24 protein-coding genes and 2 tRNA genes are annotated in these 24,832 nt (G+C 68.0%); 15 read left to right on the top strand and 11 right to left on the bottom strand.

Features of this window, described 5'->3' with window-relative positions; genetic code table 11:
* Positions 1-178: 178 nt before the first annotated feature.
* Positions 179-403, bottom strand: a complete 225-nt coding sequence (locus ACWGIH_RS41100; RefSeq protein ID WP_453452806.1) for a hypothetical protein — start codon at positions 401-403, stop codon at positions 179-181.
* On the opposite strand from ACWGIH_RS41100, the gene ACWGIH_RS41105 reads away from it, so the two are divergent.
* Positions 384-1,661 carry a hypothetical protein gene (locus ACWGIH_RS41105; RefSeq protein WP_453452808.1) on the top strand — a complete coding sequence of 426 codons (1,278 nt, stop codon included), beginning with the start codon at positions 384-386 and terminating at the stop codon, positions 1,659-1,661. The genes ACWGIH_RS41100 and ACWGIH_RS41105 overlap by 20 nt on opposite strands.
* Here the strand turns inward: ACWGIH_RS41105 and ACWGIH_RS41110 are convergent.
* On the bottom strand, positions 1,648-3,105 hold the full coding sequence (locus ACWGIH_RS41110) for a protein kinase domain-containing protein (protein ID WP_453452810.1): 1,458 nt from the start codon (positions 3,103-3,105) through the stop codon (positions 1,648-1,650). The two genes, ACWGIH_RS41105 and ACWGIH_RS41110, sit on opposite strands and share 14 nt — an antisense overlap.
* 49 nt (positions 3,106-3,154) lie before the next feature.
* Positions 3,155-3,703 carry a helix-turn-helix domain-containing protein gene (locus ACWGIH_RS41115; protein WP_453452812.1) on the bottom strand — a complete coding sequence of 183 codons (549 nt, stop codon included), beginning with the start codon at positions 3,701-3,703 and terminating at the stop codon, positions 3,155-3,157.
* A 184-nt stretch (positions 3,704-3,887) separates the two neighbouring features.
* Here ACWGIH_RS41115 and ACWGIH_RS41120 point away from each other — a divergent pair.
* Positions 3,888-3,960, top strand: a tRNA-Ala gene (locus ACWGIH_RS41120).
* Positions 3,961-4,051: 91 nt separating this feature from the next.
* Here the strand turns inward: ACWGIH_RS41120 and ACWGIH_RS41125 are convergent.
* Complete coding sequence (locus ACWGIH_RS41125) at positions 4,052-4,774, bottom strand: DUF5324 family protein (RefSeq protein ID WP_453451343.1); 723 nt, start codon at positions 4,772-4,774, stop codon at positions 4,052-4,054.
* A 252-nt stretch (positions 4,775-5,026) separates the two neighbouring features.
* Between ACWGIH_RS41125 and ACWGIH_RS41130 the strand changes: the two genes are divergently transcribed.
* On the top strand, positions 5,027-5,560 hold the full coding sequence (locus ACWGIH_RS41130; protein WP_453451344.1) for a peptidylprolyl isomerase: 534 nt from the start codon (positions 5,027-5,029) through the stop codon (positions 5,558-5,560).
* A 116-nt stretch (positions 5,561-5,676) separates the two neighbouring features.
* A complete protein-coding gene (locus tag ACWGIH_RS41135) occupies positions 5,677-6,573 on the top strand; it encodes a rhomboid family intramembrane serine protease (protein ID WP_453451346.1) in 897 nt (298 codons plus the stop codon).
* A gap of 278 nt (positions 6,574-6,851) precedes the next feature.
* On the opposite strand, the gene crgA is transcribed toward ACWGIH_RS41135, so the two are convergent.
* Positions 6,852-7,106, bottom strand: coding sequence for a cell division protein CrgA (gene crgA, locus ACWGIH_RS41140; protein ID WP_160506128.1), 255 nt, complete (start codon positions 7,104-7,106; stop codon positions 6,852-6,854).
* Positions 7,107-7,198: 92 nt separating this feature from the next.
* Between crgA and ACWGIH_RS41145 the strand changes: the two genes are divergently transcribed.
* The 6 genes from ACWGIH_RS41145 to ACWGIH_RS41170 are packed head-to-tail and all read left to right on the top strand — an operon-like array spanning position 7,199 to position 11,649.
* Positions 7,199-7,969, top strand: a complete 771-nt coding sequence (locus tag ACWGIH_RS41145; protein ID WP_453451347.1) for a DUF881 domain-containing protein — start codon at positions 7,199-7,201, stop codon at positions 7,967-7,969.
* Positions 7,970-7,990: 21 nt separating this feature from the next.
* Entirely contained in the window at positions 7,991-8,683 is a 693-nt protein-coding gene (locus tag ACWGIH_RS41150) for a class E sortase (RefSeq protein WP_453451348.1), read from the top strand.
* The gene (locus tag ACWGIH_RS41155; protein ID WP_453451349.1) at positions 8,634-8,876 is read left to right on the top strand and encodes a hypothetical protein; all 243 of its coding nucleotides are present in this window, start codon (positions 8,634-8,636) and stop codon (positions 8,874-8,876) included. The genes ACWGIH_RS41150 and ACWGIH_RS41155 overlap by 50 nt, the downstream gene beginning before the upstream one ends.
* Positions 8,873-9,526 (top strand): aminodeoxychorismate/anthranilate synthase component II, encoded by a 654-nt coding sequence (locus ACWGIH_RS41160; RefSeq protein WP_453451350.1) that lies wholly within the window; start codon positions 8,873-8,875, stop codon positions 9,524-9,526. Before ACWGIH_RS41155 ends, ACWGIH_RS41160 begins: the two co-directional genes overlap by 4 nt.
* Positions 9,523-10,863 carry a class E sortase gene (locus tag ACWGIH_RS41165; protein WP_453451351.1) on the top strand — a complete coding sequence of 447 codons (1,341 nt, stop codon included), beginning with the start codon at positions 9,523-9,525 and terminating at the stop codon, positions 10,861-10,863. Before ACWGIH_RS41160 ends, ACWGIH_RS41165 begins: the two co-directional genes overlap by 4 nt.
* A 24-nt stretch (positions 10,864-10,887) precedes the next feature.
* A complete protein-coding gene (locus ACWGIH_RS41170; protein WP_453451352.1) occupies positions 10,888-11,649 on the top strand; it encodes a class E sortase in 762 nt (253 codons plus the stop codon).
* A gap of 108 nt (positions 11,650-11,757) precedes the next feature.
* On the opposite strand, the gene pknB is transcribed toward ACWGIH_RS41170, so the two are convergent.
* Entirely contained in the window at positions 11,758-13,764 is a 2,007-nt protein-coding gene (pknB, locus tag ACWGIH_RS41175) for a Stk1 family PASTA domain-containing Ser/Thr kinase (RefSeq protein WP_453451353.1), read from the bottom strand.
* 168 nt (positions 13,765-13,932) lie between these two features.
* Complete coding sequence (locus ACWGIH_RS41180; RefSeq protein WP_453451354.1) at positions 13,933-15,390, bottom strand: peptidoglycan D,D-transpeptidase FtsI family protein; 1,458 nt, start codon at positions 15,388-15,390, stop codon at positions 13,933-13,935.
* Between the two features lie 697 nt (positions 15,391-16,087).
* Between ACWGIH_RS41180 and ACWGIH_RS41185 the strand changes: the two genes are divergently transcribed.
* Positions 16,088-16,525, top strand: a complete 438-nt coding sequence (locus ACWGIH_RS41185) for a hypothetical protein (protein ID WP_453451355.1) — start codon at positions 16,088-16,090, stop codon at positions 16,523-16,525.
* 129 nt (positions 16,526-16,654) lie between these two features.
* Here ACWGIH_RS41185 and ACWGIH_RS41190 read toward each other — a convergent pair whose 3' ends face one another.
* From ACWGIH_RS41190 to ACWGIH_RS41205, 4 genes are all read right to left on the bottom strand, one after another.
* Positions 16,655-18,082, bottom strand: coding sequence for an FtsW/RodA/SpoVE family cell cycle protein (locus ACWGIH_RS41190; RefSeq protein ID WP_453451356.1), 1,428 nt, complete (start codon positions 18,080-18,082; stop codon positions 16,655-16,657).
* A gap of 26 nt (positions 18,083-18,108) precedes the next feature.
* The gene (locus tag ACWGIH_RS41195; RefSeq protein ID WP_453451357.1) at positions 18,109-19,656 is read right to left on the bottom strand and encodes a Stp1/IreP family PP2C-type Ser/Thr phosphatase; all 1,548 of its coding nucleotides are present in this window, start codon (positions 19,654-19,656) and stop codon (positions 18,109-18,111) included.
* Positions 19,657-19,776: 120 nt separating this feature from the next.
* On the bottom strand, positions 19,777-20,301 hold the full coding sequence (locus tag ACWGIH_RS41200) for an FHA domain-containing protein FhaB/FipA (RefSeq protein ID WP_361828992.1): 525 nt from the start codon (positions 20,299-20,301) through the stop codon (positions 19,777-19,779).
* Between the two features lie 10 nt (positions 20,302-20,311).
* On the bottom strand, positions 20,312-21,205 hold the full coding sequence (locus tag ACWGIH_RS41205) for an FhaA domain-containing protein (RefSeq protein ID WP_453451358.1): 894 nt from the start codon (positions 21,203-21,205) through the stop codon (positions 20,312-20,314).
* 414 nt (positions 21,206-21,619) lie between these two features.
* Between ACWGIH_RS41205 and ACWGIH_RS41210 the strand changes: the two genes are divergently transcribed.
* The 4 genes from ACWGIH_RS41210 to ACWGIH_RS41225 all read left to right on the top strand — a co-directional run bounded on the left by ACWGIH_RS41210 (position 21,620) and on the right by ACWGIH_RS41225 (position 24,830).
* Positions 21,620-21,706, top strand: a tRNA-Leu gene (locus tag ACWGIH_RS41210).
* 247 nt (positions 21,707-21,953) lie between these two features.
* Positions 21,954-23,420, top strand: coding sequence for a DUF2252 domain-containing protein (locus ACWGIH_RS41215; protein WP_453451359.1), 1,467 nt, complete (start codon positions 21,954-21,956; stop codon positions 23,418-23,420).
* Between the two features lie 155 nt (positions 23,421-23,575).
* Entirely contained in the window at positions 23,576-24,460 is an 885-nt protein-coding gene (locus ACWGIH_RS41220; RefSeq protein WP_453451360.1) for a J domain-containing protein, read from the top strand.
* A 22-nt stretch (positions 24,461-24,482) separates the two neighbouring features.
* The gene (locus ACWGIH_RS41225; protein WP_453451361.1) at positions 24,483-24,830 is read left to right on the top strand and encodes a rhodanese-like domain-containing protein; all 348 of its coding nucleotides are present in this window, start codon (positions 24,483-24,485) and stop codon (positions 24,828-24,830) included.
* Positions 24,831-24,832: the final 2 nt, after the last annotated feature.

Raw genomic sequence — 24,832 nt, forward strand, 5'->3', positions numbered from 1 at the left:
GCCGGGGCCCTGTGCTGTCCGGCTGCCTGCGCTGTCCGACTGCCTGGCTGTCCGGCTGGTCGGCTGGCCGGATCTTTTGGGTCGCTTGCCGCTCGGGTTTGCTCACGCAAGCCATCACCTTGCGTGAGCAAAGGTTGTCGTGTCCTCGCGTGGGCATAGTGGGCGGGACGACTGGGGCTCAGGGGGAGGGGTGGCACGTGATGGGGCGGCTGCGCAGACGCCGGACGATACCGGCCGTGGGGGCGGCGCTGTGTGCCGTGCTGTGTGCGGTGCCGGCCTCTCCGGGGGTGGCCTTGGCGGCGGCGGAGGGGCCGTCGGAGCCGGCCCCGAGCCCGTACGTCTTCTCCCCGCGGGCCATGCCGGTCGACGGCGCGCGGACCAGCATGAACAGCGCGCGACTCACGCCCGGGTCGACGTACAAAAGCTCTCTCGCCCGCGGCGCCAAGCTCTACTACCAGCTGCAATTGGACGCCCGCGAGACCGTGTACGTATCCGCCACCGCCGTTCCCGGGCTCGATGCCGAGGTCGCCTACGGGGACGGCTTGGAGGTGTCCTTGCAGGACGCGAACGGCAACAACTGCAACTCCGGAGACGCCCGGTTCGGTACGTCGCAGAGCCCGCGGCCCATCTCCGCCTCGGCGGTACGGGCGGTCGGCCCCGCCGACAACCGGTGCAAAGTGGCCGGAACGTACTACGTGGTGGTCGAGCGGAACAGCGACCCGGGCTCCAGTACGGAGACGTGGGCCACGGAGCTTCGCGTCGTGTCGGAGCCCGGCGTGGACAAGAGCGCCCCGACGGCGCCGCCCGGATCGTGGGACTCCGCCTCGCCCACGCCGCCCGGTGGCGCGCGCGAGGAGCGCAGGGGCGGCACGGGCTTCAACGACGCGCGGGCGCTGGGAACAGGTGTCTGGGGCGACCGGATCAAGCCCGGTCAGACCCTCTTCTACCGTGTGCCGGTCGACTGGGGGCAGCAGATCTCCGCCAGTGCCGAGCTGGGCAGTGCGAGCGGAGGCGGGGGCGAGTACGTCACGTCGGCGCTCGTGATGTCGCTGGCCAATCCGGTGCGCGAACGCATCGACGACGCCACCACGGCCTACGACGGCCGGCAGAAGACGACCGCACTGGATCCACTGGCACCCGTTGCCCACGAGAACCGTTACTCCCCGATCGACGGCGTGGCCGGAACACGGTTCGCCGGGTGGTACTACCTCTCCGTCCATCTGAATCCGCAGGTCACCCGGGAGTTCGGCGAGGAGCCGCTGGACCTGACGCTGCGGGTGAACGTCGACGGCGCGGCGAAGGCGGGGCCCGCGTATATGGGGACGGCGCGGCCCGCCGGTGAGTTCAGCGTCACGGGTGAGGACAAGGACGCGGCGGTGCGGGGCGAGACGGATGCCGGGAGCGGGGGCGGGAGCGGTGACGGCGACGGCGACGTCATGAAAGTGGTCGCCGCCGGTGGGTTCGGGGCTGGGGCCGTGCTGCTGATGATCCTTGGCGTGTGGACGCTGATCGGGCGGAGGAGGGCGAGGGTGGCTGCGGCTTCCGCTTCGGGGTCCGGCTACGGCTCGGGATCCGGGTCGGGCTCGGGCCCGGGCTCCGGCTCGGGATCGGGTTCGTCCGCGCAGTACGGGCCGCCGCCGGTGTGGTTCAGATCTGAGTGAGGGCCCAGATGCCCACCGCGAAGCACGCCAGAGCGGCCAGCAGCATCGGGATCGCCACCTTCGCGGGCGGCCCCGGTCGTTTCTGCCGGTGCGCGACCGGTCGGCGCTGGAGTGGAACCTGCGGGGCTTGAGCGGTGTAGGGGTAGGTGGGGGCTGATGCGTGGTGCTCCGGCGCCATCACGGACGGTGAGAATTCGTACGCCGGGTGTGGAGTCGGGTGCTGCGCCGGGTGGGCCGCCGGGTGTTCCGCCGGCGCCTGAACCGGCACGTGAACAGGGGCAGGAGCGGAGACCGGGTGAGGGGAAGGGACATGCGGGGACTGAGCCGGGGGTGGGGGCGTGGGCGTGGGAGGCGTTGCGGGCTGCCGCTCCTGCGCCGGCGTCCCCTGTGACGGTGTCCCCAACGGCGGCGTGACCTGCGCAGGCGTTCCCCGCGACGGCGTCCCCTGCGGCGGCGCTGGTGGTGGAGTCAGCGGAAAGCTGCCGGTCTGGGGCGCGGCGCGGGGCGGGGGCGGAACCGAAGGCGCGACCGAGGGTGGCGCGAAGCCCGGCTGCGGTGAGGCCGTGAGAGGGCCGTCGGGTCCGAACCCCTGCGGAAGCGGGCCGAGTTGGTCGAAGATCTCCACGATCTCGTCGTCGGGCCCGGGCTCGGGGAGCAGCTCGGCGGCGGAGTTCAGCGCCTTGCGCGCACCCGTGGCGGTACGGAACCGCGCCTGTGGATCCGGCTGGAGAAGCGTGGCGACGACCTGCCACAGCGGCTCCGGAACACCCCGCGGCGCCCCGGGTGTGCCATGCGCGGCGAAGTGCTCGATCAGGGCCTTGGCATCCGGCTTCGCGCCCTGCAGCAGATACAGGGCGACGAGGCCCACGGCGAAGAGATCGGCGGTGAAGTCCGGCTCGGCGCCCAGCATTTGTTCGGGCGCGAAGTATCCGGGCGTGCCCACGACGTAGTTGGTCTCGGTCAGCCGCGGCTCGCCCATCCGCATCGAGATGCCGAAGTCCGAGAGCCGCAGATGCGGGCGGGCGGTGCCGGTGGCCTCGAGCAGGATGTTGGCGGGCTTGATGTCGCGGTGCACGACCCCCTCGGCGTGCACCGCGGCGAGCCCGGAGAGCAGCTGGTCCAGGAGCGTGCAGACCAGGCGGGGCGGCAGCGGGCCGTAATCCCCGATCACATGGGCCAGCGAGCCGCCGGCGACCAAGGCCATGGTGAACAGGACCTTGTCGTCGTCGGCGGCCCAACTGGCAGGCGCGAGCACATGCGGGTGGTCGATCCGAAGCGCCTGCTCCCGCACGAAGCGCAGCAGTGCGTGCGCGTCGCTCTGTTGCAGGACCTTGGCCGCCACATACCGGCGCCGCCGGTGATCCCAGGCGCGCCAGACCGCTCCGACTCCCCCACGGCCGACCGGGTCGACCAGTTCGTAGCGGCCTGCGAAGACCTCACCCATGGTCGCGCACTGCTCCCCCTCCGGGCCGCCCGGTGGCCCGGCCGACGGCTCAGTTCTGGTGCGCCTCGTAGTGGGCGACCGCGTCCGCGGTGCGTCCGGCGCCGTATACCCGGAGGAACTCTGCCAGTTCCGGGTGGGTCGGGGCGAGGGAGTCCGCCGCATCGATGATGTCGCCCGCCGCGGCGACGGAGCGCAGCAGCGACTGGATCTCGCGCACCACACGTTTCACCGTGGGAGCACCCGAACTCGTCGTCGACTGCGAGGTGTTGGTCAGGACGGAGCCGCCCTGGGACTTCTTGATCTCGTCCATGCGGTCGGTGGCCTCGCCGGCGCTCACACTGCCGTCGGCGACCTGGCCCGCCAGCTCCTGGAGGAGCTGGACGCGCTGGACGACCGCGGGGTTGCCGATCTTGGCGCGCTGTCCGCTCATGAGCTGGGACAGCATGGGCGCGGACAGACCGAGCACGCCGGCGAGGCGTGCCTGGTTGAGGCCCAGATCATCGATGAGACGACGGAAGAGCGCCCCCAGCGGCTCCCCGTACCAGTTCCGCTGGAGCTCTCGTGCTCTCGCGGTCGTCTCTTGTTGTGCGGCGTCCATTGCGTCTCCCCATCGCTTCCCCAAAAAACCGTGGTTCGCTGCCGCGAACCACGCCGAGCATCTTACGGAGCGTGGTCGTTCACCGGGACCCCCAATCCTTTTGCGAGATCCGGGGGGAGACCCGGTACTCTGGTCTGCGTTGCCCACCGGAGCGGGATACCTTCCGGCTGGGTGCGCCGTTTTCGGGGCCTTAGCTCAGTTGGTAGAGCGCTGCCTTTGCAAGGCAGATGTCAGGAGTTCGAATCTCCTAGGCTCCACAGAAACGCCGTAGGGCGGTATCACCTCAGCTGAGGTGATACCGCCCTACGGCGTTTGTCAGTCATACGGTGATGCGGTGATGCAGTGGCGTCAGCGCAGGTCGTCGCGGTTCGCGGCCTCGGACTCGGCCTGCTTGGCCTGGACCTCGGGGTCGAGGGAGGCCTGACCGCTGCCGTCGACCGAGGTCAGCGGCGCACTGTCGGGGACCTCCGTCGCCGCCGGCGGCTCGACGAGCCAGTCCGGGTTGGCCTGCTTGTCCCACCACTTCCAGGCGGCGACCGCACCGCCGGCCACGACGCCCAGGATCACGAGACCCTTGGCGAGACGCCCGGCGCGGGCCCGGCGGTTGTGCTTGCGGGTCAGCCGCTGGATCTCCTTGGGGGAGACCTCGCCGCGCAGTGCGGAGAGCGCCGCGGAACCGCGGGACGCCGCCTCCTCACGGACGGGCTGAGCCGCGGCCATGGCGTGCTCGATCCGCGGCTTCGAGTAGTCGGCGGCCTGCTGGGCCGCCTTACGGGTCTGCTTGGCGGCCTTACGGGTGCGGACAGCGGCCTCGTGCGCGGCGTGGTCGACCTTCGGCGGCACATGCGCACGGGCCTGCTCGATGCGCGGGCCGACATGAGCGCCGTACTGCACACGGGCTTGCTCGGCGGCCTGCGACACCTTCGGCGCGAGGCGTGCACGGCTTTCGTGCGCGTAATGGACGGCCTGCTCCTTGGCCGTTCCGGCGTAAGGGGCCACCGCCTCCGCGGCATGCCGCACGCTGTCCCTAGCCGAACCGGTCGCGGCGCGCACGCTGTCGATGCGGGTCACAGGATCCTCCTCCTCGGTGGCTTATAGGTATGTCACCTTTCCACCCTTTCAAGGATCATGCCTTCCGGAATGGATCCGAGGCATGACGCAGCCGGGCATCCGGGTGCGATCATTCTGATCAAATCGGTACAAGGAGAGTGCTTTGCCGACAATGCCACGGATCGTCGCGGCGCGCGCCCACTCGGTGACTACTCGTCGGAATACGGTCCGTGCGAGGATCTGGACGTCAGAGAAGACAACGGAAGGCAGACCGTGGCCGAGCAGCTTTACGCCACCCTGAAGACCAACCGAGGCGACATCGAGGTGCTGTTGCACCCCAACCACACGCCGAAGACGGTCAAGAACTTCGTCGAGCTCGCCCAGGGCGAGCGCGAGTGGGTTCACCCGGAGACCGGAAAGAAGACCACGGACCGGCTCTACGACGGCACGGTCTTCCACCGCGTCATCAGCGGCTTCATGATTCAGGGCGGCGACCCGCTGGGCAACGGCACGGGCGGCCCCGGCTACGAGTTCGAGGACGAGTTCCACCCCGACCTCGCCTTCGACAAGCCCTACCTGCTCGCCATGGCCAACGCGGGCCCGGGCACCAACGGCTCCCAGTTCTTCGTGACGGTCTCCCCGACCGCCTGGCTCACGCGCAAGCACACGATCTTCGGCGAGGTCACGAACCCGGCGAGCCAGAAGGTCGTCGACGAGATCGCGGCCACGCAGACCAACCCGCGCACCGACCGCCCGGTGAACGACGTGGTCATCGAATCGGTCGTCATCGAGACGCGCGCCGCCTGACACCGGCGCACTCCGCGAGGGAACCAAACCGCCCCGCCCATCCGTAAGGAAGGGCGGGGCGGTGCGTTCGCCACGCGCGCGCAGCTGTGCCTTCGTACGGACATTGAGGGGACCCCATGGACCAGGCACCAGGAAGCCCGCAGGGGCCACAGGACGCAAGCGGCCTGCCCGGCTGCTACCGGCATCCGGATCGCGAGACCGGCATCAGCTGCACCCGCTGCGAGCGGCCCATCTGTCCGGAGTGCATGATCAGCGCCTCGGTCGGCTTCCAGTGCCCCGAGTGTGTGCGCGAGGGCTCGGGCACCGGACACGCGCCCGCGGCGAACCAGCCGCGCACCATCGCCGGTGGCTCGATCGCCACGGACCCGCGTCTTGTCACCAAGATCCTGCTCGGCCTGAATGTCGCGGTGTTCATCGCCGTCCTCGCCGTGGGGGACCGCCTGGTCAATGAACTCGTCCTGATCGGGGCGTGGCCGCCCGCGCCCTGGGTGCCGACGGAAGGCGTCGCCGAAGGCCAGTGGTATCGCCTGGTCACGTCGATGTTCACGCACCAGGAGATCTGGCACATCGGTTTCAACATGCTGGGGCTGTGGTGGCTGGGCGGCCCCTTGGAGGCGGCGCTCGGCCGCGCTCGCTTCCTCGCCCTCTACATGCTGTCCGGTCTGGCCGGCAGCGCGTTGACGTATGTCCTGGAGAGCGCGGACAAGGCCTCGCTCGGGGCGTCCGGAGCGATCTTCGGCCTGCTCGGCGCGACCGCCGTCCTGATGCGGCGCCTGAACTACGACATGCGTCCCGTCATCGCGCTGCTGGCGATCAACCTGCTCTTCACGTTCACCATGGACGGCATCGCCTGGGAGGCGCACGTCGGCGGTCTGGTCGCCGGTGTCGCGATCGCGTACGGGATGGTGCACGCGCCCCGTGAGCGGCGGACGCTCGTGCAGTGGGGGACCTGTGCGGTGGTGCTGGTCGTGGTCCTCGCGGCTGTGCTCATCAGGACCGCTCAGCTCGTCTGACGGTCGCCCGTGCAGTGCGATGACCGAAGTTGTCCACAGCGTGTGCCCACGCTTGTGCATTCTGTGGGGAACAACAGTGCCCCTTGTCGCTGGCCTGGGTTTCCCCAGGAAGGACAAGGGGCCTGTGAGGGCTTGCCGGCGATCAGCCAGTCATACCGGCGTCAACGCCATGAGGGTTATCCACAGATCGTCTTTCTTTTCCCCAGGTCGCGCCCGGATGTGGATAGCGCTGTGGATAACTCAGGGTAAGGCTTGCGTTCAGCCCTGCGGGTGGGGCGCTACTTCCACTGGGTGGAGACGCCGAACCCCGCAGCGATGAAGCCGAAGCCGACCACGATGTTCCAGTTGCCCAGCGGGTCGATCGGCAGCTTGCCGTCGGTGACGTAGAAGACGACGATCCAGGCGAGCCCGATGAGGAACATCGCGAGCATCACCGGAGCCACCCAGCTGCGACTGGTCAGCTTGATGTTCGTCGCCTTCTTCGCGGGCGGCGTGTAATCGTCGGCCTTCTTGCGGATCCGTGACTTCGGCACGAGGGTCTCTCCTGTCGATACGGGGAGCTGAGCCCTCCCCCGGGCGTCCGTTAGCGTAGTGCTTCCGCGGCGCTGAAGGAGATAAGGGTACGTTGAGCAATTCCGCCGACTCCCCCACAGGCCCGGGTCGCCGTCCTCGCTGGCGGCCGGTCCGGCTCCTAACGGCCGCCGTTTTCGCGCTCGCGGGCCTCATCTTCTTCACCAGCTTCAACACGGCCAAGGGCACGAACATCCGCACCGACGCCTCGCTCCTGAAGCTCTCCGACCTGATCGAGGAGCGCAGCCACAAGAACGGCAAGCTGGACGAGTCCAACGGGACGCTGCGCGACGACGTCGAATCCCTGGCCGAGCGCGACAACGGCGGCACGAAGGCCGACGACGCGCGGCTCAAGGCGCTGGAGAAGAACGCGGGCACCAAGAAGCTCAGCGGTGAGGCGGTCTCCGTCACCCTCGCCGACGCCCCGCCGAACGCCACCGCCAAGCTCCCCGGCTACCCCGAGCCCCAGCCCAACGACCTGGTCATCCACCAACAGGACCTCCAGGCCGTGGTCAACGCGCTCTGGCAGGGCGGCGCCGAAGGCATCAAGGTGATGGACCAGCGGCTCATCTCCACCAGCGCCGTCCGCTGCGTGGGAAACACCCTGATCCTCCAGGGCCGCGTCTACTCGCCCCCGTACAAGGTGACCGCGGTGGGCGATCCGGAGAAGCTCAAGACGGCGCTCGCCGCGTCCCCGGAGATCCAGAACTACATGCTGTACGTGAACGCGTACGGCCTCGGTTGGAAAGTCGACGACGACGGAGCGATGACTCTTCCCGGCTACTCGGGCACAGTGGATCTCCACTACGCGAAGCCCGTGGAGTAAGCCGCTGGGGGAGCTGTGTCGGTGCGAGTGCTCGTCAGGACGTTCAGCGAACTGTGCATCACCGTCGGCACGTTGATCGTGCTCTTCGTGGTGTACGTCCTGTTCTGGACCGGCGTGAAGGCCGACAACGCCATGGACAGCCAGATCGACACGCTGCAGGACCAGTGGGCGCAAGGGTCGGTGCCGGCGCATACGGACGACGCACCCTCGAAGGCGTCGTCCCCGAAGAAGCCCGCTCCCTATGAGGACGGCAAACCCTTCGCCGTCATGTACATCCCGCGGCTTGGTTTCACGTGGAACAAGCCGGTGCTCCAGGGCACCGGGACCGAGACCCTCAAAAAGGGCCTCGGCCACTACGAGGACACCGCGCAGCTCGGCCAGCGGGGCAACTTCTCGGTGGCGGGCCATCGCCGCACGTACGGAGACCCGTTCAAGGACTTCCCGAAGCTGCGGCCGAACGATCCCGTGGTCGTGACCGACGGCACCACATGGTTCACGTACCGCATCGACAAGAAGCCCTACAAGACGCTGCCCGGCGACACCGGGGTCATCGACGCGGTTCCTCGCAAGTCCGGATACGACGGGCCGGGCCGTTACCTCACCCTTACGACCTGTGAACCAGAGTGGGGACACAGCCACCGGTTGATCGTCTGGGCGCACCTCGATGCCACCCAGCCCGTCGAGGCCGGGAAACCGGAGGCACTACGCCGTTAGTCTGGTGCCGTACGGCTACGGAAGGGACGGCATGTACGGCTGGATCTGGCGGCATCTGCCGGGAAACGCTTGGGTAAGGGCGCTGCTTTCGCTGATGCTCGTCTTCGCTGTGGTCTACGTGCTCTTCCAGTACGTCTTCCCCTGGGCCGAGCCGCTGCTTCCCTTCAACGATGTGACGGTGGACGGCCAGTGAGTACCGACGGACGTCCGACCCGCATCCTCGTGGTCGACAACTACGACAGCTTCGTCTTCAACCTCGTCCAGTACCTCTACCAGCTCGGCGCCGAGTGCGAGGTCCTGCGCAACGACGAGGTCGAGCTGCGCTACGCGCAGGACGGCTTCGACGGTGTCCTGCTCTCGCCGGGCCCCGGCACACCCGAGCAGGCGGGCGTCTGCGTCGACATGGTGCGGCACTGCGCGGGGACCGGTGTGCCCGTGTTCGGCGTCTGCCTCGGCATGCAGTCGATGGCGGTGGCGTACGGCGGAGTGGTGGACCGTGCGCCGGAGCTGCTGCATGGCAAGACGTCCCCGGTGGTCCACGAGGGCAAGGGTGTCTTCGCGGGGCTGCCGTCGCCGTTCATCGCGACGCGCTATCACTCGCTCGCCGCCGAGCCGGCCACGGTTCCCGCGGATCTGGAAGTCACCGCGCGCACGGAGGACGGCATCATCATGGGCCTGCGCCACCGTGAACTGCCGGTCGAGGGCGTGCAGTTCCACCCCGAGTCGGTGCTCACCGAGCACGGCCACCGCATGCTCGCCAACTGGCTGGTGGAGTGCGGGGACGCGGGGGCCATCGGCAGGTCGAGCGGGCTGGCCCCGGTGGTGGGCAGGGCCACGGCGTGACCGCGTTGCGTCCCGAGCGCGATTCCTCCGGAGTTCCGTACGACGAGCAGTACGCGTCGTACGGGGAGCCTGGGGCGTTTGAGGAGCCCGGGGCGTTCGAAGCGGCTGTCGATCACCTTGCCGATCCGCTGACCGACCCGTTGCCGGGTCAGCGGGGCCAGCACCCTTCGCCGTGGTTCCGCAGCGGGCCCGCCGAGCCGGAGCCGCAGCCCGCGCCTCCTCAGCCGGAGCCTGAGCAGCCTCAGCCCCAGGAGTGGTACGACCTCCAGGGGTACGCGCGCGACTGGTACGGGGAGCAGCGGCCGCAGGAACCCACGTACGAGCAGCGGCCGCAGGAACCCACGTACGAGCAGCGGCCGCAGGAACCGACGTACGAGCAGCTGTACGGCGCGTACGCCCCTCAGCGGCAGCCACAACCGCAAGCACAACCGCAGTCACCGCCGCCGCCCCCGGTCGACGACGAGACCGTAGGCCTGCGGACCGCGGACACCCGCCGAATAGCCGAGCCCGAGACCGATCCCGAGCCGGAGCCGGAACGCCCCACGGGCGGCCGAGCCGCCCGCCGCAAGGCCGCCAAGAAGGGCGCCCCTCAGCGGCCCTCCACGGCAGCGTCCGCCGCCCCCCTGTCCCGCGTGGAGGCCCGTCGCGCCGAGCGCGCGCGCAAGCCCTCCCCGGGTGCCGTGGTGAGCCGGGGGATCGGCGAACTGTTCATCACCGTCGGCGTCCTGATGCTTCTCTTCGTCACGTACCAGCTGTGGTGGACGAACATCCGCGCCCACCAGCAGGCCAACGGCGCCGCCAGCGACCTCCAGGAGAAGTGGGCCAAGGGCAAGGGCAAGCCCGGCGCCTTCGAGCCCGGACAGGGCTTCGCGCTACTGCACATCCCGCGCCTGGACGTGGTCGTGCCGATCGCCGAGGGCATCGACAAGCCGAAGGTCCTGGACCGCGGCATGGTCGGCCACTACAACGAGGGCGGCACCAAGACGCCCATGCCGGACGCCAAGACGGGCAACTTCGCGGTCGCCGGGCACCGCAACACCCATGGCGAGCCGTTCCGGTACATCAACCAGCTCGAACCGGGCGATCCGATCATCGTGGAGACGCAGGACAAGTACTTCGTCTACAAGATGGCGAGCATCCTGCCGCAGACCCAGCCCAGCAACACCTCGGTGATCGGGCCCGTCCCGCCGGGGTCGGGCTTCACCAAACCGGGCCGGTACATCACACTGACCACCTGCACCCCGGAATTCACGAGTAAGTATCGAATGATCGTCTGGGGCAAGATGGCCGAGGAACGACCGCGCAGCAAGGGCAAACCGAGCGCGCTCGTCAATTAGCACGGTGAGAACGGGGCAGATCCAGTGGCAGCCAGGACCGACCACGACGAGGAGCAGGCCGAGGAGCGGGCCGACAAGCAGGCCGAGGCGCCGACGCCCGCCCGCACACCACGGCCACGGGGGCGCGGCCCCATCGCCACGGCGGTCAGCGTCTTCGGTGAACTCCTCATCACCGCGGGCCTGGTGCTCGGCCTTTTCGTCGTCTACTCCCTGTGGTGGACGAACGTCGTCGCGGACCGGGAGGCGCACAAGCAGGGCGACAAGGTGCGCGACCGCTGGGCGGGCGGCCCGGGGAACCTGAACACCAAGGACGGCATCGGCTTCCTGCACGTGCCCGCGATGGGCAACGGCGACATCCTGGTCCGCAAGGGCACCAGCAGCAAGGTGCTCAACCACGGCGTCGCGGGTTACTACGAGGACCCGATCAAGTCGGCTCTCCCCCAGGACAAGGAAGGCAACTTCACGCTGGCCGCGCACCGCGACGGCCACGGCGCGAAGTTCCACAAGATCGACAAGATCAAGAAGGGCGACGCGATCGTCTTCGAGTCCCGGGACAAGTGGTACGTGTACAAGGTGTACTCGACCCTTCCCGAGACGTCGAAGTACAACGTGAAGGCCCTGAACGCCATCCCGAAGGAATCGGGCGCGAAGAAGCCCGGCCGCTACATCACCCTGACGACGTGCACGCCGGTCTATACGTCGAACTACCGCTACGTGGTGTGGGGCGAGCTGGAGCGGATCGAAAAGGTCGACAACAAGCGCACGCCGCCCGCCGAGCTGGGCTGAGCCCTCTGGCACCCGCATACGCACCGCATACGCACCGCACACGAAAGAGCCCCGGACACCGCCTGCTGAGCGGCGTCCGGGGCTCTTTTCGTACTCCTACGGAGTGGGTCAGTCCTCGCCGTTCCGGGAGAAGCCGGCGTTGCCTCCGAGGAAGCCGCCTCCGTCATCCCCGCCGTTGCCGCCGCCGTTGTCGCCCTGGTTGCCGCCTGCCGTGGTCAGGTTGATCGCGGTGTCGGGTGCGACCTGCTGATTGGCGGGCGGATCCGAGAGGACCACGAGGGCTTCGTCGTCCTGCGGGCCCGTGATGGTGCCGACCGTGAGGCCGGCGTCCTCGATGGCCTTGCGGGCGTCCTTCAGCTTCTGACCGGTGAGGGCCGGCACGGTGGCCTGCTCGGCCTTCTTGGCGATCTTCAGCGTGACGGTCGACCCGGGGTCGGCCTGGCTCTGCGGGGCGAGGTTCTGCGAGATGACCTTGCCGGGCTCGACGGAGTCGCTCTCTTCTTCCTCGCACGTGCCGACGAGGTCGTTGGTCTGCAGCTGGGCCTTGGCCTCTTCGCAGGTCTTGCCGGTGACGTCGGGGACCGTCGCCTTGTCGGCCTTCTTGGCGACTTCAAGGGTGATCTTGCTGCCCTTTTCGACCTCGGTGCCGGCGAACGGGTCCTGGTCGAGAACTTCGCCCGCGGTGCCCGAGGACTCCACCGGCTTGGTGTCGACCTCGAAGTCGAACTTGGGGCCTTCGAGCTTCTTCGTGGCGGCATCGACGTTCAGGCCGATCACCTTCGGCACAGCCACCTTCGGCGCCCCGGTTGAAACCGTCACCGAGATCGTGTCGCCCTTGCTGACCGTGGCGTTCGCGCCCGGGTCCTGGGAGCAGATCTCGCCCGCCGGGAACTTGTCGCACGGCTTCTTCTCGGAGGCGTCGAGGACGAGGTCCACGTTCTTGGCGGACTTCTTGGCGTCCGCGAGCTTCTCGCCGACGAAGTTCGGCGCCTTGATCGTGTCGTCGCCGCCACCGCCCCCGGTGAACGCCCACTTGCCGATCAGGATCGCGCCCACCAGGACCAGAAGCCCCGCGAGGACCAGCAGGATCGTCGAGGTGTTGCTCTTCTTCTGGCGGCGGCGCGAGTGGTCGTCGTAGCCGTCGTCAGGGCCGCCGACCGGCGGCATCATCGAGGTCTGGCCGCCGCCGTTCTGCGGGCGCAGCATCGCCGTCTGCTGGTCATCCGGGTGGCCGCCGTAGCCGACCGCGCCCATGGCAGCGGTGGCCTGGACGGGCTGGCCGTCGAGGCAGGCCTCGATGTCGGCGCGCATCTCGTCGGCCGACTGGTAGCGGTAGTCCGGGTCCTTGGTGAGGGCCTTCAGGACGATCGCGTCCATCTCCGGCGTGATCTCACCGTCGAAGACGCTCGGGGCCTGCGGCTCTTCCCGTACGTGCTGGTAGGCGACCGCCACCGGGGAGTCCCCGACGAAGGGCGGGCGCACCGTGAGGAGCTCGTACAGCAGGCAGCCCGTGGAGTAGAGGTCGGAGCGCGCGTCGACCTGCTCGCCCTTGGCCTGCTCCGGCGAGAGGTACTGCGCGGTGCCGATGACCGCCGCGGTCTGCGTCATCGTCATGCCGGAGTCGCCCATGGCGCGGGCGATGCCGAAGTCCATGACCTTGACCTGGCCGTTGCGCGTCAGCATGACGTTCGCGGGCTTGATGTCACGGTGGACGATGCCGTTGCGGTGGGAGTACTCAAGGGCCTGGAGGATGCCGATCGTCATCTCCATGGCGCGCTCGGGCAGCAGCTTGCGCCCGGAGTGCAGCAGCTCACGCAGGGTCGAGCCGTCGACGTACTCCATCACGATGTACGGGATGGAGACCCCGTCCACGTAGTCCTCGCCGGTGTCGTAGACCGCGACGATCGCAGGATGGTTGAGCGAGGCGGCCGACTGGGCCTCGCGGCGGAACCGGGCCTGGAATGACGGGTCGCGCGCGAGGTCAACGCGCAGCGTCTTCACCGCCACGGTGCGCCCGAGGCGGGTGTCGTGCGCGAGGTATACCTCCGCCATCCCGCCTCGGCCGAGCACCTGGCCCAGCTCGTACCGCCCGCCGAGGCGACGCGGCTCTTCCATAGCTAATCCAGCCCTCTCCGTCAGTCCCGACCGCACCCTTGTGTGGTCCGGCGGTGTGCTGTCCGGGCATACCGTACCCGGCTCGCCTTACGTGACCCGGCCACGACCGTCACCCGATACAGGACCGGTATCGCAACGTGCACTGATGTGAAGAGGCCGTGACGGGGGTCACTTCTTGCTGTCGAGCACCGCCTGCATCACGTCCTTGGCGATGGGCGCTGCCAGACCGCCACCGGAGATGTCGTCACGGCCGGCCTTGCTGTCCTCGACGACCACGGCGACGGCCACCGGCGAACCGGAGTCGGTCTTGGCGTAGCTGATGAACCAGGCGTAGGGGTTCTCGCTGTTGTCGACGCCGTGCTGGGCCGTACCGGTCTTGCCGCCGACGGTGACGCCGTCGATCTTGGCGTTGGTGCCGGTGCCCTCGTTGACGACCGTCTCCATCATGTCCTGGAGCTTCTGCGCGTTCTCCTCGGAGAGCGGCCGGCTCATCTCCTTGGGCGCGTGCTTCTCGATCACGTCCAGGTTCGGCGCCTGCAGCTCGCTGACCATGTACGGCTCCATCAGCTTGCCGTCATTGGCGATGGCCGAGGCGACCATGGCCATCTGCAGCGGCGTCGCGGCCGTCTCGAACTGGCCGATGGAGGAGAGCGCGGTCTGGGGCCTGTCCATCTCCTCGGGGAAGACGGAGGCGTTCGAACGGACCGGCACGAACTGCTCTTCGTTGAAGCCGAACTTCTCGGCCGTCTCGAGCATCTTGTCCTTGCCGAGGTCCGAGCCGATCTTGCCGAACACGGTGTTGCAGGACACCCGCAGCGCCTCACGCAGCGAGGCGTTCTTGCAGGGGATGTTGCCCTCGTTCGGCAGCGGCGTCTGGGTGTCGGGCATCGTCCAGGGCAGCGGCGACTTGGTCGGCGCGTCGACGTCGGTGTAGAGCTCGTGCTCCAGGGCCGCCGCGGCCGTCACCGCCTTGAAGGTGGAGCCCGGCGGGTACGTCTCGCGCAGGGCGCGGTTGAGCATCGGCTTGTTCTTGTTCTTGTCCAGCTTCTGAAAGGCGTCCGCGTCAGATCCGGCGAAGGTGGAGGGGTCGTACGACGGTGCTGAGGCCAGCGCCAGGATCGCACCCGTGGACGGGTCGATCGCGGCGACCGCGCCCTTGCCGCGACCCTTCAGGCCGTTGTACGCGGCCTTCTGCGCTGCCGAGTTGAGTGTCGTGACGACGTTGCCGCCTTCCTTCTTCTCGCCGGTCAGCATGTCGAGGCTGCGGCGAAAGAAGAGGCGGTCGTCGTTGCCGGTCAGGATGCCGTCCTCGATGGACTCCAACTGTGTCGCGCCTACGCTCTGCGATGCAAAGCCGGTCACCGGAGACCACATAGACCCGTTGGTGTACGTCCGCTGGTACTTGAGGTCGTTGCCGCCGCTCGTTTGCTTGGAGCCCGTGACCGGTTTGCCGTCCACGATGATGTCGCCGCGCGGAGTGCCGTACCGCTCGATGGTCACGCGGCGGTTCTTCTCGTCCTTGGCGAGGGTGTCGGCCTGCACATACTGGAGCCAGTTGTCCCGGACGAGCAGGGCAAGGATGAGCAGACCACAAAACATCGCGATCCGGCGTAGCGGCTTGTTCACGGTCCGAACCTCTTCGACTTGCGGTCACCATGGCCAGGTCCGGAAGATTCTAGTACTACAGCCAGTCGCTTAACGGTGAGTGAGCGGGCGGCCCGGTGCCTGGTTGGCGGGGCTCATGTATGGGGATGTGCGTCAGGGGTTCCAGCACATGACGAACTAGCTCCGGTTTGGTCGCGTCGCGATGGCCACTTGGATGGAGCGTCCGATCGACACGGCAATGCACATATGGTGAGGAAATGGGACATAGGTGGTCGAGTCGAAGGTGTAAGCGGTAAAGGCGCCGCCTCGGCTGGGGTCGAAAGGCTTCTACGCTTCACTCGGCAGGATTCGGAAATGCAAACCCTTGATCCGCAGCTATTGGCAGAAGGGGTGTGGAGGGGGTGCGCTAGCAACCCAAAAACGCCGCTACAAGCGTGAGGCTTTGGTCTTTTTACGTCAACAACGTTAGCAAACTGTTCCGCTTCGATGGCCGAAAGCACCCCCTGCGGGGGAAGTCCTTAATGTCTCAATTGGTCAAATATCTCGTAGTGGCGGGTGTGTCGAGTAAAGCTTCATACGCTGACTTCCTTGTTGCGGCAGTGAAAAGTTTTGAGTAACTTACTCGATCCAGGGGGGGCGATCAGTCATGCCACCCTCACAAACGGAGCATGAGGTCATGGCGTAAATGCTGTGCCATGGCGGATGAGCTGGGGGGACTATGAAGAACAACATCAAGAGGTTCGGCACCGTTGCGGGAGTTTTCCTGGGTGTCACAATGATTGCCACCACTAATGCCTACGCTACCTGGGAAAGCGAACTGGCTGGCGTGCGGCCTAACTTTGCGTCGCGAGAGTGGGCCGACGAAAGCTACACCCAGATCCACTTCAAGCGCTGTTTTGCCAGTGACGGTAATCACGTGTTCAACAGCGTTACGGTGGAACTGATCCGCATGACGGGAACTAACACCAGCTTCGGCTCCAAGACCTTCACGGAGTGTTTCTCTCGGGGTGACGGTGACGAGACGAGTACGGGCGTCTGGACTGGCCTGCCGTCTGGTGACTACCGATTCAAGATCAAGGAAATCGGCGGTTCTGACTCACAATACCGTCTCATGCGAGCGGAAAAGGTAATCGTCGATACGACCAAGGCTGACTAGTTAGCGCTTGTCCAGATAGATTTATGGCCCCTGACCAGAATGTACGGTCAGGGGCCATAGTCCTGTCTCGGGAGGGCAGCTGAACACTCGTGCCCTGCCGTCACCGGCTCGGTTTGACGATGACAGGGCTCAGCTCGGTCGAACCACCTGGGTCATTTCAGCATCTGGGTTCGGGGCGGGCGAGGGCGCGGGGCGGCGAGCCGTGTCGCTGATGCGGAGCAGAATACCGATCAGCGCCCAGTTGGCGATTACTGATGAACCGCCATACGCGAGGAAAGGCATGGTCATACCCGTCAACGGGATCAGACTCATGACGCCGCCGGCGACCACGAAGACCTGAATAGCGAAGGCGCCGGACAGGCCGATGGCGAGGAGCTTGCCGAACGGATCACGCGCGGCGAGGGCGGTTCGCACACCCCGCTCCACGATGAGGCCGTAGATCAGCAGGATCGCCATGATTCCGGCGAGGCCGAGCTCTTCGCCGAAGGTGGCGAGGATGAAGTCCGAGTTTGCGGCGAACTTGATGAGGTCTGAATTGCCCTGGCCGAGGCCGGTGCCCAGCGTGCCGCCGGAGCCAAAGGCCCATAGGGCCTGCATCGCCTGCTCGGAGTGCCCGACCACGCCTTCCTGGCTCAGCGTGTACTCGCGCATGGGGTCGAGCCACGCGTCGACGCGCTGCTTGACGTGCGGCTCGAAGGACGCGACGCCGACCGCGCCGACCGCGGACATCATTAGCCCGAACACGATCCAGCTGGTGCGCTCCGTGGCTACGTACAGCATGACGACGAACATGCCGAAGAACAGCAGAGAGGTGCCGAGGTCGGTTTCGAAGACCAGGATCAGGATCGAGATAATCCAGATGACGACGATGGGACCCAGGTCGCGGCCACGCGGCAGGTACAGGCCCATGAAGCGGCGGCTGGCCAGAGCCAGGGCGTCCCGTTTCACCATGAGGTAGCCCGCGAAGAAGATCGCGATGACGATCTTGGCGAACTCACCGGGCTGAATGGAGAATCCGCCGACGCGAATCCAGATCTTGGCGCCGAAGACGTTCATGCCAAGACCGGGAACCAGGGGCAAGAGCAGCAGGATCAGGGCACCGACCATCGAAATGTACGTATAGCGCTGCAGGGCGCGATGGTCCTTGAGCAGGAGCAGAACGCCGACGAACAGGGCGATCCCGATCGCGGAGTACATGAGCTGGTTCGGAGCGGCCGGGCTGAAGTTGGGCAGCTGCTGCAGGCGCTTCGACTGGTCTAGTCGCCAAATGACCACTAGGCCAAGCCCGTTGAGCAGCGTCGCCAGGGGCAGCAGCAGAGGATCGGCGTACGGCGCGAACTTGCGCACCACGAAGTGCGAAATGCCAGCGAGCAGTCCGAGCCCGCAGCCGTAGCCGAGCATGCCGGACGGCAGCTCGCCGTCGATCGCGAGGCCCACGTTGACGTAGGCGAACAGCGGGATGACGACGGCGAACGCGAGGAGCGCGAGCTCGGTGTTGCGCCTGCTCGGCGCCCCGATCGCGCCGATGGTCGACGTGTGTGTAGTGCTACTGCTCATGGCGTGCAAAGGCCCCCAACGGCTGCTTACTGCTTACCGCACAGCGGGACCAGCTTCTCCTCGTCCTCGGAGAGGCTGGGGCCGGGTGTGGGAGTCGGTGCGGTCTTGGACTTGTTCTTGTCGGTCGAGCTGTTCTTGTCGTTCGTGTCGTTCTTGTCCGCCGGATCCGTCGGATCATCGGTGGGAGCCTTGGCCGACAGGCCGGTCGTGCCGCCCGCCTCACCCTCGCCGGGCTTGGCGTTCTCGCGCTCGGCCTCGCGGCGCTTGGCGTCCTTCTCGCAGGCCGAGGCCTGCAGGCCGAGCTCCTCGATCTTGCTCTTGGCGTCGTCGAGATTGCCCTCGGGGATGGTCCCCTCGACCTGCTTGCGCTGGTACGGCGGCAAGTACTTGAGTTCGATCTCGGGGTAGTTCTCCTCGACCTTCGACAGGCTGACCCACGCCAGATCCTGGTCGATGCCGCGGTACAGGGCGACGTTCTTGTCGTTCGTGCCCACGTAGTACTGAGTCTGGGTCCAGCGGTAGCCGCCGTACAGACCGCCGCCGATGACCGCCAGGGCGAGCACCGTGTAGAGCGATCTCTTGAGCCACTTGCGGCCACCACCCGGCTTGACGAAGTCCTCGTCGCTGTACGCCCCGAAGTTCCCCTCGGGGACGTACCCCGTCGTGTCGCCGCTCCCGGGCGGCCCGAAGCCGCCTCCGGAAGGCTGCGGCGGCACCGGGCGGCCGAGGCCCGACGCACGGCCCGCAGGTGTCTGCATGGCGCCGTCGTCCTGCGACTGAAGCTGGTTCTCCGCGACGGCGCCGACGACCACGGGGGTGTCCGAGAGCTGGCCGGCGAGGGTGTCACCGCTGTCGATGTCCAGGACATCGGCGACGATCACCGTGATGTTGTCGGGCCCACCGCCGCGCAGCGCGAGCTGGATGAGCTCCTGCACGGTCTCCTGAGGGCCCTGGTAGCTCGCGAGGGTGTCTTCCATCGTCTGGTGCGAGACGACACCGGAGAGACCGTCCGAGCAGATCAAGTAGCGGTCGCCGGCGCGGACCTCACGGATGGAGAGATCCGGCTCGACATGCTCACCACTGCCCAGCGCGCGCATCAGCAGGGAGCGCTGCGGGTGGGTGGTCGCCTCTTCCTCGGTGATCCGGCCCTCGTCGACCAGACGCTGCACCCAGGTGTGGTCCTGGGTGATCTGCGTGAGGACACCGTCCCGCAGGAGATAGGCGCGCGAGTCGCCCACATGTACGAGACCGAGGCGCTGCCCCGTCCACAGCAGGGCGGTCAGGGTCGTCCCCATGCCCTCGAGCTGGGGGTCCTCCTCGACCATCAGACGCAGCTGATCGTTGGCGCGCTGCACCGCGGTGCCGAGCGACGTGAGGATGTCCGATCCCGGCACGTCGTCGTCGAGGGTGACGAGCGTCGAGATCACCTCGGAGCTCGCCACCTCACCCGCGGCCTGGCCCCCCATGCCGTCGGCGATCGCGAGGAGACGCGGACCGGCGTAACCCGAGTCCTCGTTCCCCTCCCTGATCATGCCTTTGTGCGATCCGGCGGCGAAGCGCAAAGACAGACTCATGCGCACCTCGCCCGTCGGCTCCGGGTACATCCGCACGGTGCCCACCCTCCGGTCGGGAGCGCGCTGGCGTCCAGTGTGTGGACCGCGTCGGCTCGCTCGCTCCGCTCGCTCATTTTCGTACTACTTCCGCAGCTCGATGACGGTCTTGCCGATGCGGATCGGCGCGCCCAGCGGAACAGGCGTCGGGGTGGTGAGTCGGGTCCGGTCCAGATACGTGCCGTTGGTGGACCCGAGATCCTCGACGATCCACTGGCCGTCACGGTCCGGGTAGATCCTGGCATGCCTGCTGGACGCGTAGTCGTCGTCGAGCACGATCGTCGAATCGTGCGCCCGGCCCAGCGTGATCGTCTGGCCCTGCAGGGCGACCGTCGTGCCCGCGAGGATCCCTTCGGACACGACCAGCTTGCTGGGGGCGCCACGGCGCTGCCGTCCGCCGCCCTGCTGCTGGCGCTGGGGAGGTGGTGTGGCCGCCTGCTGTTGCTGGCGGGCGGCCTGTTGCGGTCGCGCGTTCTCACGGCGCGAACCGCGCTGTGTGACGCGTGTTCCGAACAGGTCGCTACGGATGACCTGGACGGCCACGATCACGAACAGCCACAGAACGGCTAGGAAACCCAGCCGCATGACCGTCAGGGTCAGCTCTGACATTGCCCCCGCTTCACCCTTCGGCTTGCCGGTAAACGATGGTGGTTTGGCCCACGACGATCCGCGAGCCGTCGCGGAGCGTAGCGCGGGTGGTGTGCTGCCCGTCTACCACGATGCCGTTGGTAGACCCGAGATCCTGGATCGTCGAGGGCGTTCCGGTCCGGATCTCACAGTGCCGACGCGATACGCCGGGGTCGTCGATCCGCACATCGGCGTCGGTGCTGCGTCCCAGCACCAGCGTCGGGCGGGAGATCTGATGGCGATTGCCGTTGATCTCGATCCAGCGCCGCACCTGCGCACCCGGAAGAGGTCCGGCGCCGGGCCCCTGAGGACGGTTCGGCACCGGCGTGGGTCCGCCGGGACGGCCGCCGGGAGGAGGCGCGGCAGGCATGGGAGGAGCGCTGGAGGGCTGGGCGGACTGTGGATAGCCATAGCCACCGCCCGCGCCGCCCGCAGGGGGCCTGGCGGGACTGTGACCGGCACCCGCGGGGCCCGAAGGGCCGACAGGGGCGCCCTCGGGGCTCTGGGAGGTGCTGGACGCGAGCGTGCGGCTGCGCACCCGGTACAGGCCCGTGTCGAGGTCCTCGGCCTTCTCCAGGTGAACCTTGATGGGGCCCATGAAGCTGTACCGCTGCTGCTTGGCGTACTCGCGCACCATCCCGGACAGCTCGTCGCCGAGCTGCCCCGAATAGGGGCTCAGCCGCTCGAAGTCGGGCGCGCTGAGCTCCACGATGAAGTCATTGGGGACGACGGTCCGCTCGCGGTTCCAGATCGTCGCGTTGTTGTCGCACTCGCGCTGCAGGGCGCCGGCGATCTCGACGGGCTGGACCTCGGACTTGAACACCTTGGCGAAGGTGCCGTTGACGAGACCTTCGAGTCGCTGCTCGAACTTCTTCATGACTCCCATGGGGCACCTCCTCCGTCGTAGTCATCCTGGTACTGCTTACTGATCGTATCCACGCGCCGGGAAATCGGCTGGTTCCCCCTGTCCGCCCAGTCGATGAGTGTCGCCTCTCACAAGGCATGCCCGCACCAGGGTTCCGGGATCCGTCCGGGCTCCTCTCAGGCTCCTCTAACAGGGATCGTAGAGGGGGCCTCAAACCAGTGTCGCGCACCCGACTGCGGAGCTTCGCCGGGTACGGCGCAAGTCGGTCGGTCGGACGGTCGGCCCCGCCCGCTTCTGTCCGGATCAACAGGGCAGGTGCCCCCGAATACGGATGTGAATCCACCCCTGCCAGCGTGCTAATCTTCTGGATGTCGGAAGGCGCTCGCACCGAAAAGTGTTCGCACCAAGCGGTGAGAGACCCAAGACAACACCCATGCGCGGGTGGCGGAATAGGCAGACGCGCTGGATTCAGGTTCCAGTGCCCGAAAGGGCGTGGGGGTTCAACTCCCCCCTCGCGCACCATGTGGAGCGGGTCTCCACCAGGATGAAAGTCCTGGTGGGGGCCCGCTTCTCGTTGTGCTCCCGGAGTGGGTGCGCGCGTACGCCCCGGGACGATGATCATGGTGATCTATGTCACCGGCCTCCCCTGCCGGCGCGCCGAGTTGTCCACAGGCCGCAGGTTGTCCACAGGCTCTGCCGCCGCCCGGCACCCGGCGGTACCTTCATGCCAGGTGAGCCCGCGGGGGGCGCCCGGACGGTGGGGGTGAGCATGACGGAGTTCAAGAGCGCGCGACTGCCGTACGTGGAGGGGTTCGCACGGTGGCCCTCACAGCGCGGCAGGGCGGGTGCGGACGCGGGGGCTTCGGAAGGTGCTGCCGGGGCGGAGATCTCGCCGAAACGGGAAGGCAAGGCGCTGCGGGCCCGCGTCAGCCGTGCCTCGCACGAGTGGTTCGTCGAGGACGACGGTCGCCCCGATCCGGTCGACGCCGTACAGGAGACCAACCGCAGCAGGCTCCCCGAACTCACACCCATCCGGACGGGCCGAATGGCCGCCTCGCCCTTCGCCTTCCTGCGCGGAGCCGCAGGCCTGATGGCCTACGACCTCGCGCGAACCCCCGCGACAGGCATCGGCGCGCAGATATGCGGCGATGCCCACGCGGCCAACTTCGGCCTGTACGGGGACGCCCGGGGCGGGCTCGTCATGGACCTGAACGACTTCGACGAAACGGGACACGGGCCCTGGGAATGGGACCTGAAACGGCTCGCGGCCTCGCTCGTGCTCGCCGGGCGTGAGGCCGGAGCGAGCGAGGACGTCTGCAAGGAAGCGGCGTTCGACGCGGTGGGGGCGTACCGGCGCACGATGCGGCTGCTCGCGAAGCTCCCCGCGCTCGACGCGTGGAACGCCATCGCGGACGAGGAACTCGTCTCACACACGGACGCGAAAGACCTGCTCGGCACCCTGGAGAGTGTCTCCGAGAAGGCACGGCACAACACGAGCGCCAAGTTCGCCGCCAAATCGACCGAACGCACGGAGGACGAGACCGGCTTCCCGGGCCGCCGCTTCGTCGACGCCCCACCGGTGCTCCGCCGAATACCGGACGCGGAGGCCGCCGAGGTCGCCGCCGCCCTCGCGGACTACGCCGGCACGCTGTCCGAGGACCGGCTGCCGCTCCTTGCGCGGTACGCCGTCCAGGACGTGGCCTTCCGCGTCGTGGGCACGGGCAGCGTGGGCCTGCGGTCGTATGTGGTGCTGCTGCTCGACCACCGGGGCGAACCGCTGGTGCTCCAGGTCAAGGAGGCACGGCCCTCCGCTCTGCTTCCGCACCTGCCCACGGCGGGCTTCACGGTGCCCGAGGTCGCGCACGAAGGCCACCGGGTGGTGCTCGGGCAGAAGCGGATGCAAGTGGTCAGCGACTTCCTGCTGGGGTGGACGACCGTGGCCGGGCGCGCCTTCCAGGTACGGCAGTTCAGGAACCGCAAGGGCAGCGTGGACCCGGCGGCACTGGCCGCCGACCAGATCGACGACTACGGCCGGATGACCGGAGCGCTTCTGGCCCGCGCCCACGCGCACAGCGCCGACCCGCGGCTCGTCGCCGGCTACGTGGGCAAGAACGACGAGCTGGACACGGCGATGGCGGAATTCGCGGTGGCGTACGCGAACCGGACAGAGGCCGACCACGCGGAGCTTGTGCGCGCGGTGAAGGAGGGGCGGGTGGTGGCGGAGGTGGGGGTTTGAGGGGGGTGGGGTAGGAGGGGGGGTGGGGGGGGGGAGGGAGGGGAGGGGGAGGCCCCCCTGTTTGCCGGAAGTGTGGGGAGAGGGCCCTGGCGGCTCCCGCGCGGGCCCGGCCGCCGCTCGGTCGGGGCGGGGGCACGGTGGCCTAGGCTGGTCGGGTGACGACCCCGGAAGCCGAGCCTACGCAGCCTCAGACGCCCGATCCCGATCTTGATCCCGTGACCGCCGGTCGCGGAGGCCCTGACGGGGCGGCGGGGCAGGGCGGCGCCGCGCGGCCGGAGGACCGGCTGGAGAAGGCGGTGCGGGCGGCGGAGCAGGCGCTGATCGAGTACGAGATCGCCGTCGAGACGTTCCGGGTCGAGGTGGAGAACTTCTCCCGGCTGCACCACCAGAAGCTCGGCCCGATGTACGCGCGCCTCGACGAGCTGGACGCCGAGATCGCCGAGGCCCTGGCCGCCCGTAGTGGTGACCCCGAGGACCGGCGCAAGGCGGACGAGGCGCGGGCGCGGGTCATGCCGATGCCGGGGGTCGAGGAGCTGTTCCACGGCTGGATGGACGGTGAGGGCCTCTACCCGGAGGCGGCCGCGATGCTGACCGATCAGTCGGTGCGGCCGCCGCAGCGGGTGCGGCCCAGTGACGAGGCCCGCAAGCTCTACCGCGAGCTCGTCCGCAAGTCCCACCCCGACCTCGCCCAGGATGACCAGGAGCGTGGCCGCCGCGAGGAGTTCATCACGCGGGTGAACGCCGCGTACGCGCGTGGGGACGAGCCCCTGCTGCGGGAGCTGTCCGAGGAGTGGGCGGCGGGTCCTGTGCCCGAGCAGCAGTGGCCGAGCAAGAGCGAGGAGCTCTACGCACGGCTCGAGTGGCTCTCCCAGCGCAAGGAGCTACTCTCCGTGGTCGCGCGGGAGCTGGAGGAGGGCGCGATCGGCGCGATGCTGCGGATGGCGCCGGACGATCCGGATCAGCTCCTCGAAGAGATCGCCGAGCAGTTGCTCGCGCAGGTCACCGAGCGCGAGGCGGAGCTCGCGCGGCTGACCGCCTAGCGGGTCGGGTAGCGTCGGACGCATGGCTTTCGGATCTCATGTGCCCACGGTCGGTGTCGACGACCTCGCGAGCGGCGACTTTCTCCTTGACGTCCGTGAGGACGAGGAGTGGCAGGCGGGTCACGCCGCGGGTGCGCTGCACATTCCGATGAGCGAGTTCGTCTCCCGTTTCGGTGAGTTGACCTTGGCTGCCCCGCAGGACGGCAAGGTCAATGTCATCTGCCGGGTCGGCGGGCGTTCGGCGCAGGTCGCCATGTACCTCGTCCAGCAGGGGGTCGACGCGGTGAACGTCGACGGTGGCATGCAGAGCTGGGAGGCCGCGGGCCGGCCCGTCGTCGACGACAAGGGCCAGCCGGGCGTCGTGATCTAGTT

This window comes from Streptomyces sp. NPDC054872 (assembly GCF_053610705.1).

What these genes read in the sequence shown, in the direction of transcription:
- ACWGIH_RS41105 (WP_453452808.1), top strand. Translation starts at nt 384, where the DNA reads ATGAACAGCGCGCGACTCACGCCCGGGTCGACGTACAAAAGCTCTCTC.
- ACWGIH_RS41110 (WP_453452810.1), bottom strand. Translation starts at nt 3,105, where the DNA reads ATGGGTGAGGTCTTCGCAGGCCGCTACGAACTGGTCGACCCGGTCGGC.
- ACWGIH_RS41115 (WP_453452812.1), bottom strand. Translation starts at nt 3,703, where the DNA reads ATGGACGCCGCACAACAAGAGACGACCGCGAGAGCACGAGAGCTCCAG.
- ACWGIH_RS41135 (WP_453451346.1), top strand. Translation starts at nt 5,677, where the DNA reads ATGGACCAGGCACCAGGAAGCCCGCAGGGGCCACAGGACGCAAGCGGC.
- ACWGIH_RS41155 (WP_453451349.1), top strand. Translation starts at nt 8,634, where the DNA reads ATGCCACCCAGCCCGTCGAGGCCGGGAAACCGGAGGCACTACGCCGTT.
- pknB (WP_453451353.1), bottom strand. Translation starts at nt 13,764, where the DNA reads ATGGAAGAGCCGCGTCGCCTCGGCGGGCGGTACGAGCTGGGCCAGGTG.
- ACWGIH_RS41185 (WP_453451355.1), top strand. Translation starts at nt 16,088, where the DNA reads ATGAAGAACAACATCAAGAGGTTCGGCACCGTTGCGGGAGTTTTCCTG.
- ACWGIH_RS41190 (WP_453451356.1), bottom strand. Translation starts at nt 18,082, where the DNA reads ATGAGCAGTAGCACTACACACACGTCGACCATCGGCGCGATCGGGGCG.
- ACWGIH_RS41195 (WP_453451357.1), bottom strand. Translation starts at nt 19,656, where the DNA reads ATGAGTCTGTCTTTGCGCTTCGCCGCCGGATCGCACAAAGGCATGATC.
- ACWGIH_RS41200 (WP_361828992.1), bottom strand. Translation starts at nt 20,301, where the DNA reads ATGTCAGAGCTGACCCTGACGGTCATGCGGCTGGGTTTCCTAGCCGTT.
- ACWGIH_RS41205 (WP_453451358.1), bottom strand. Translation starts at nt 21,205, where the DNA reads ATGGGAGTCATGAAGAAGTTCGAGCAGCGACTCGAAGGTCTCGTCAAC.
- ACWGIH_RS41215 (WP_453451359.1), top strand. Translation starts at nt 21,954, where the DNA reads ATGACGGAGTTCAAGAGCGCGCGACTGCCGTACGTGGAGGGGTTCGCA.
- ACWGIH_RS41225 (WP_453451361.1), top strand. Translation starts at nt 24,483, where the DNA reads ATGGCTTTCGGATCTCATGTGCCCACGGTCGGTGTCGACGACCTCGCG.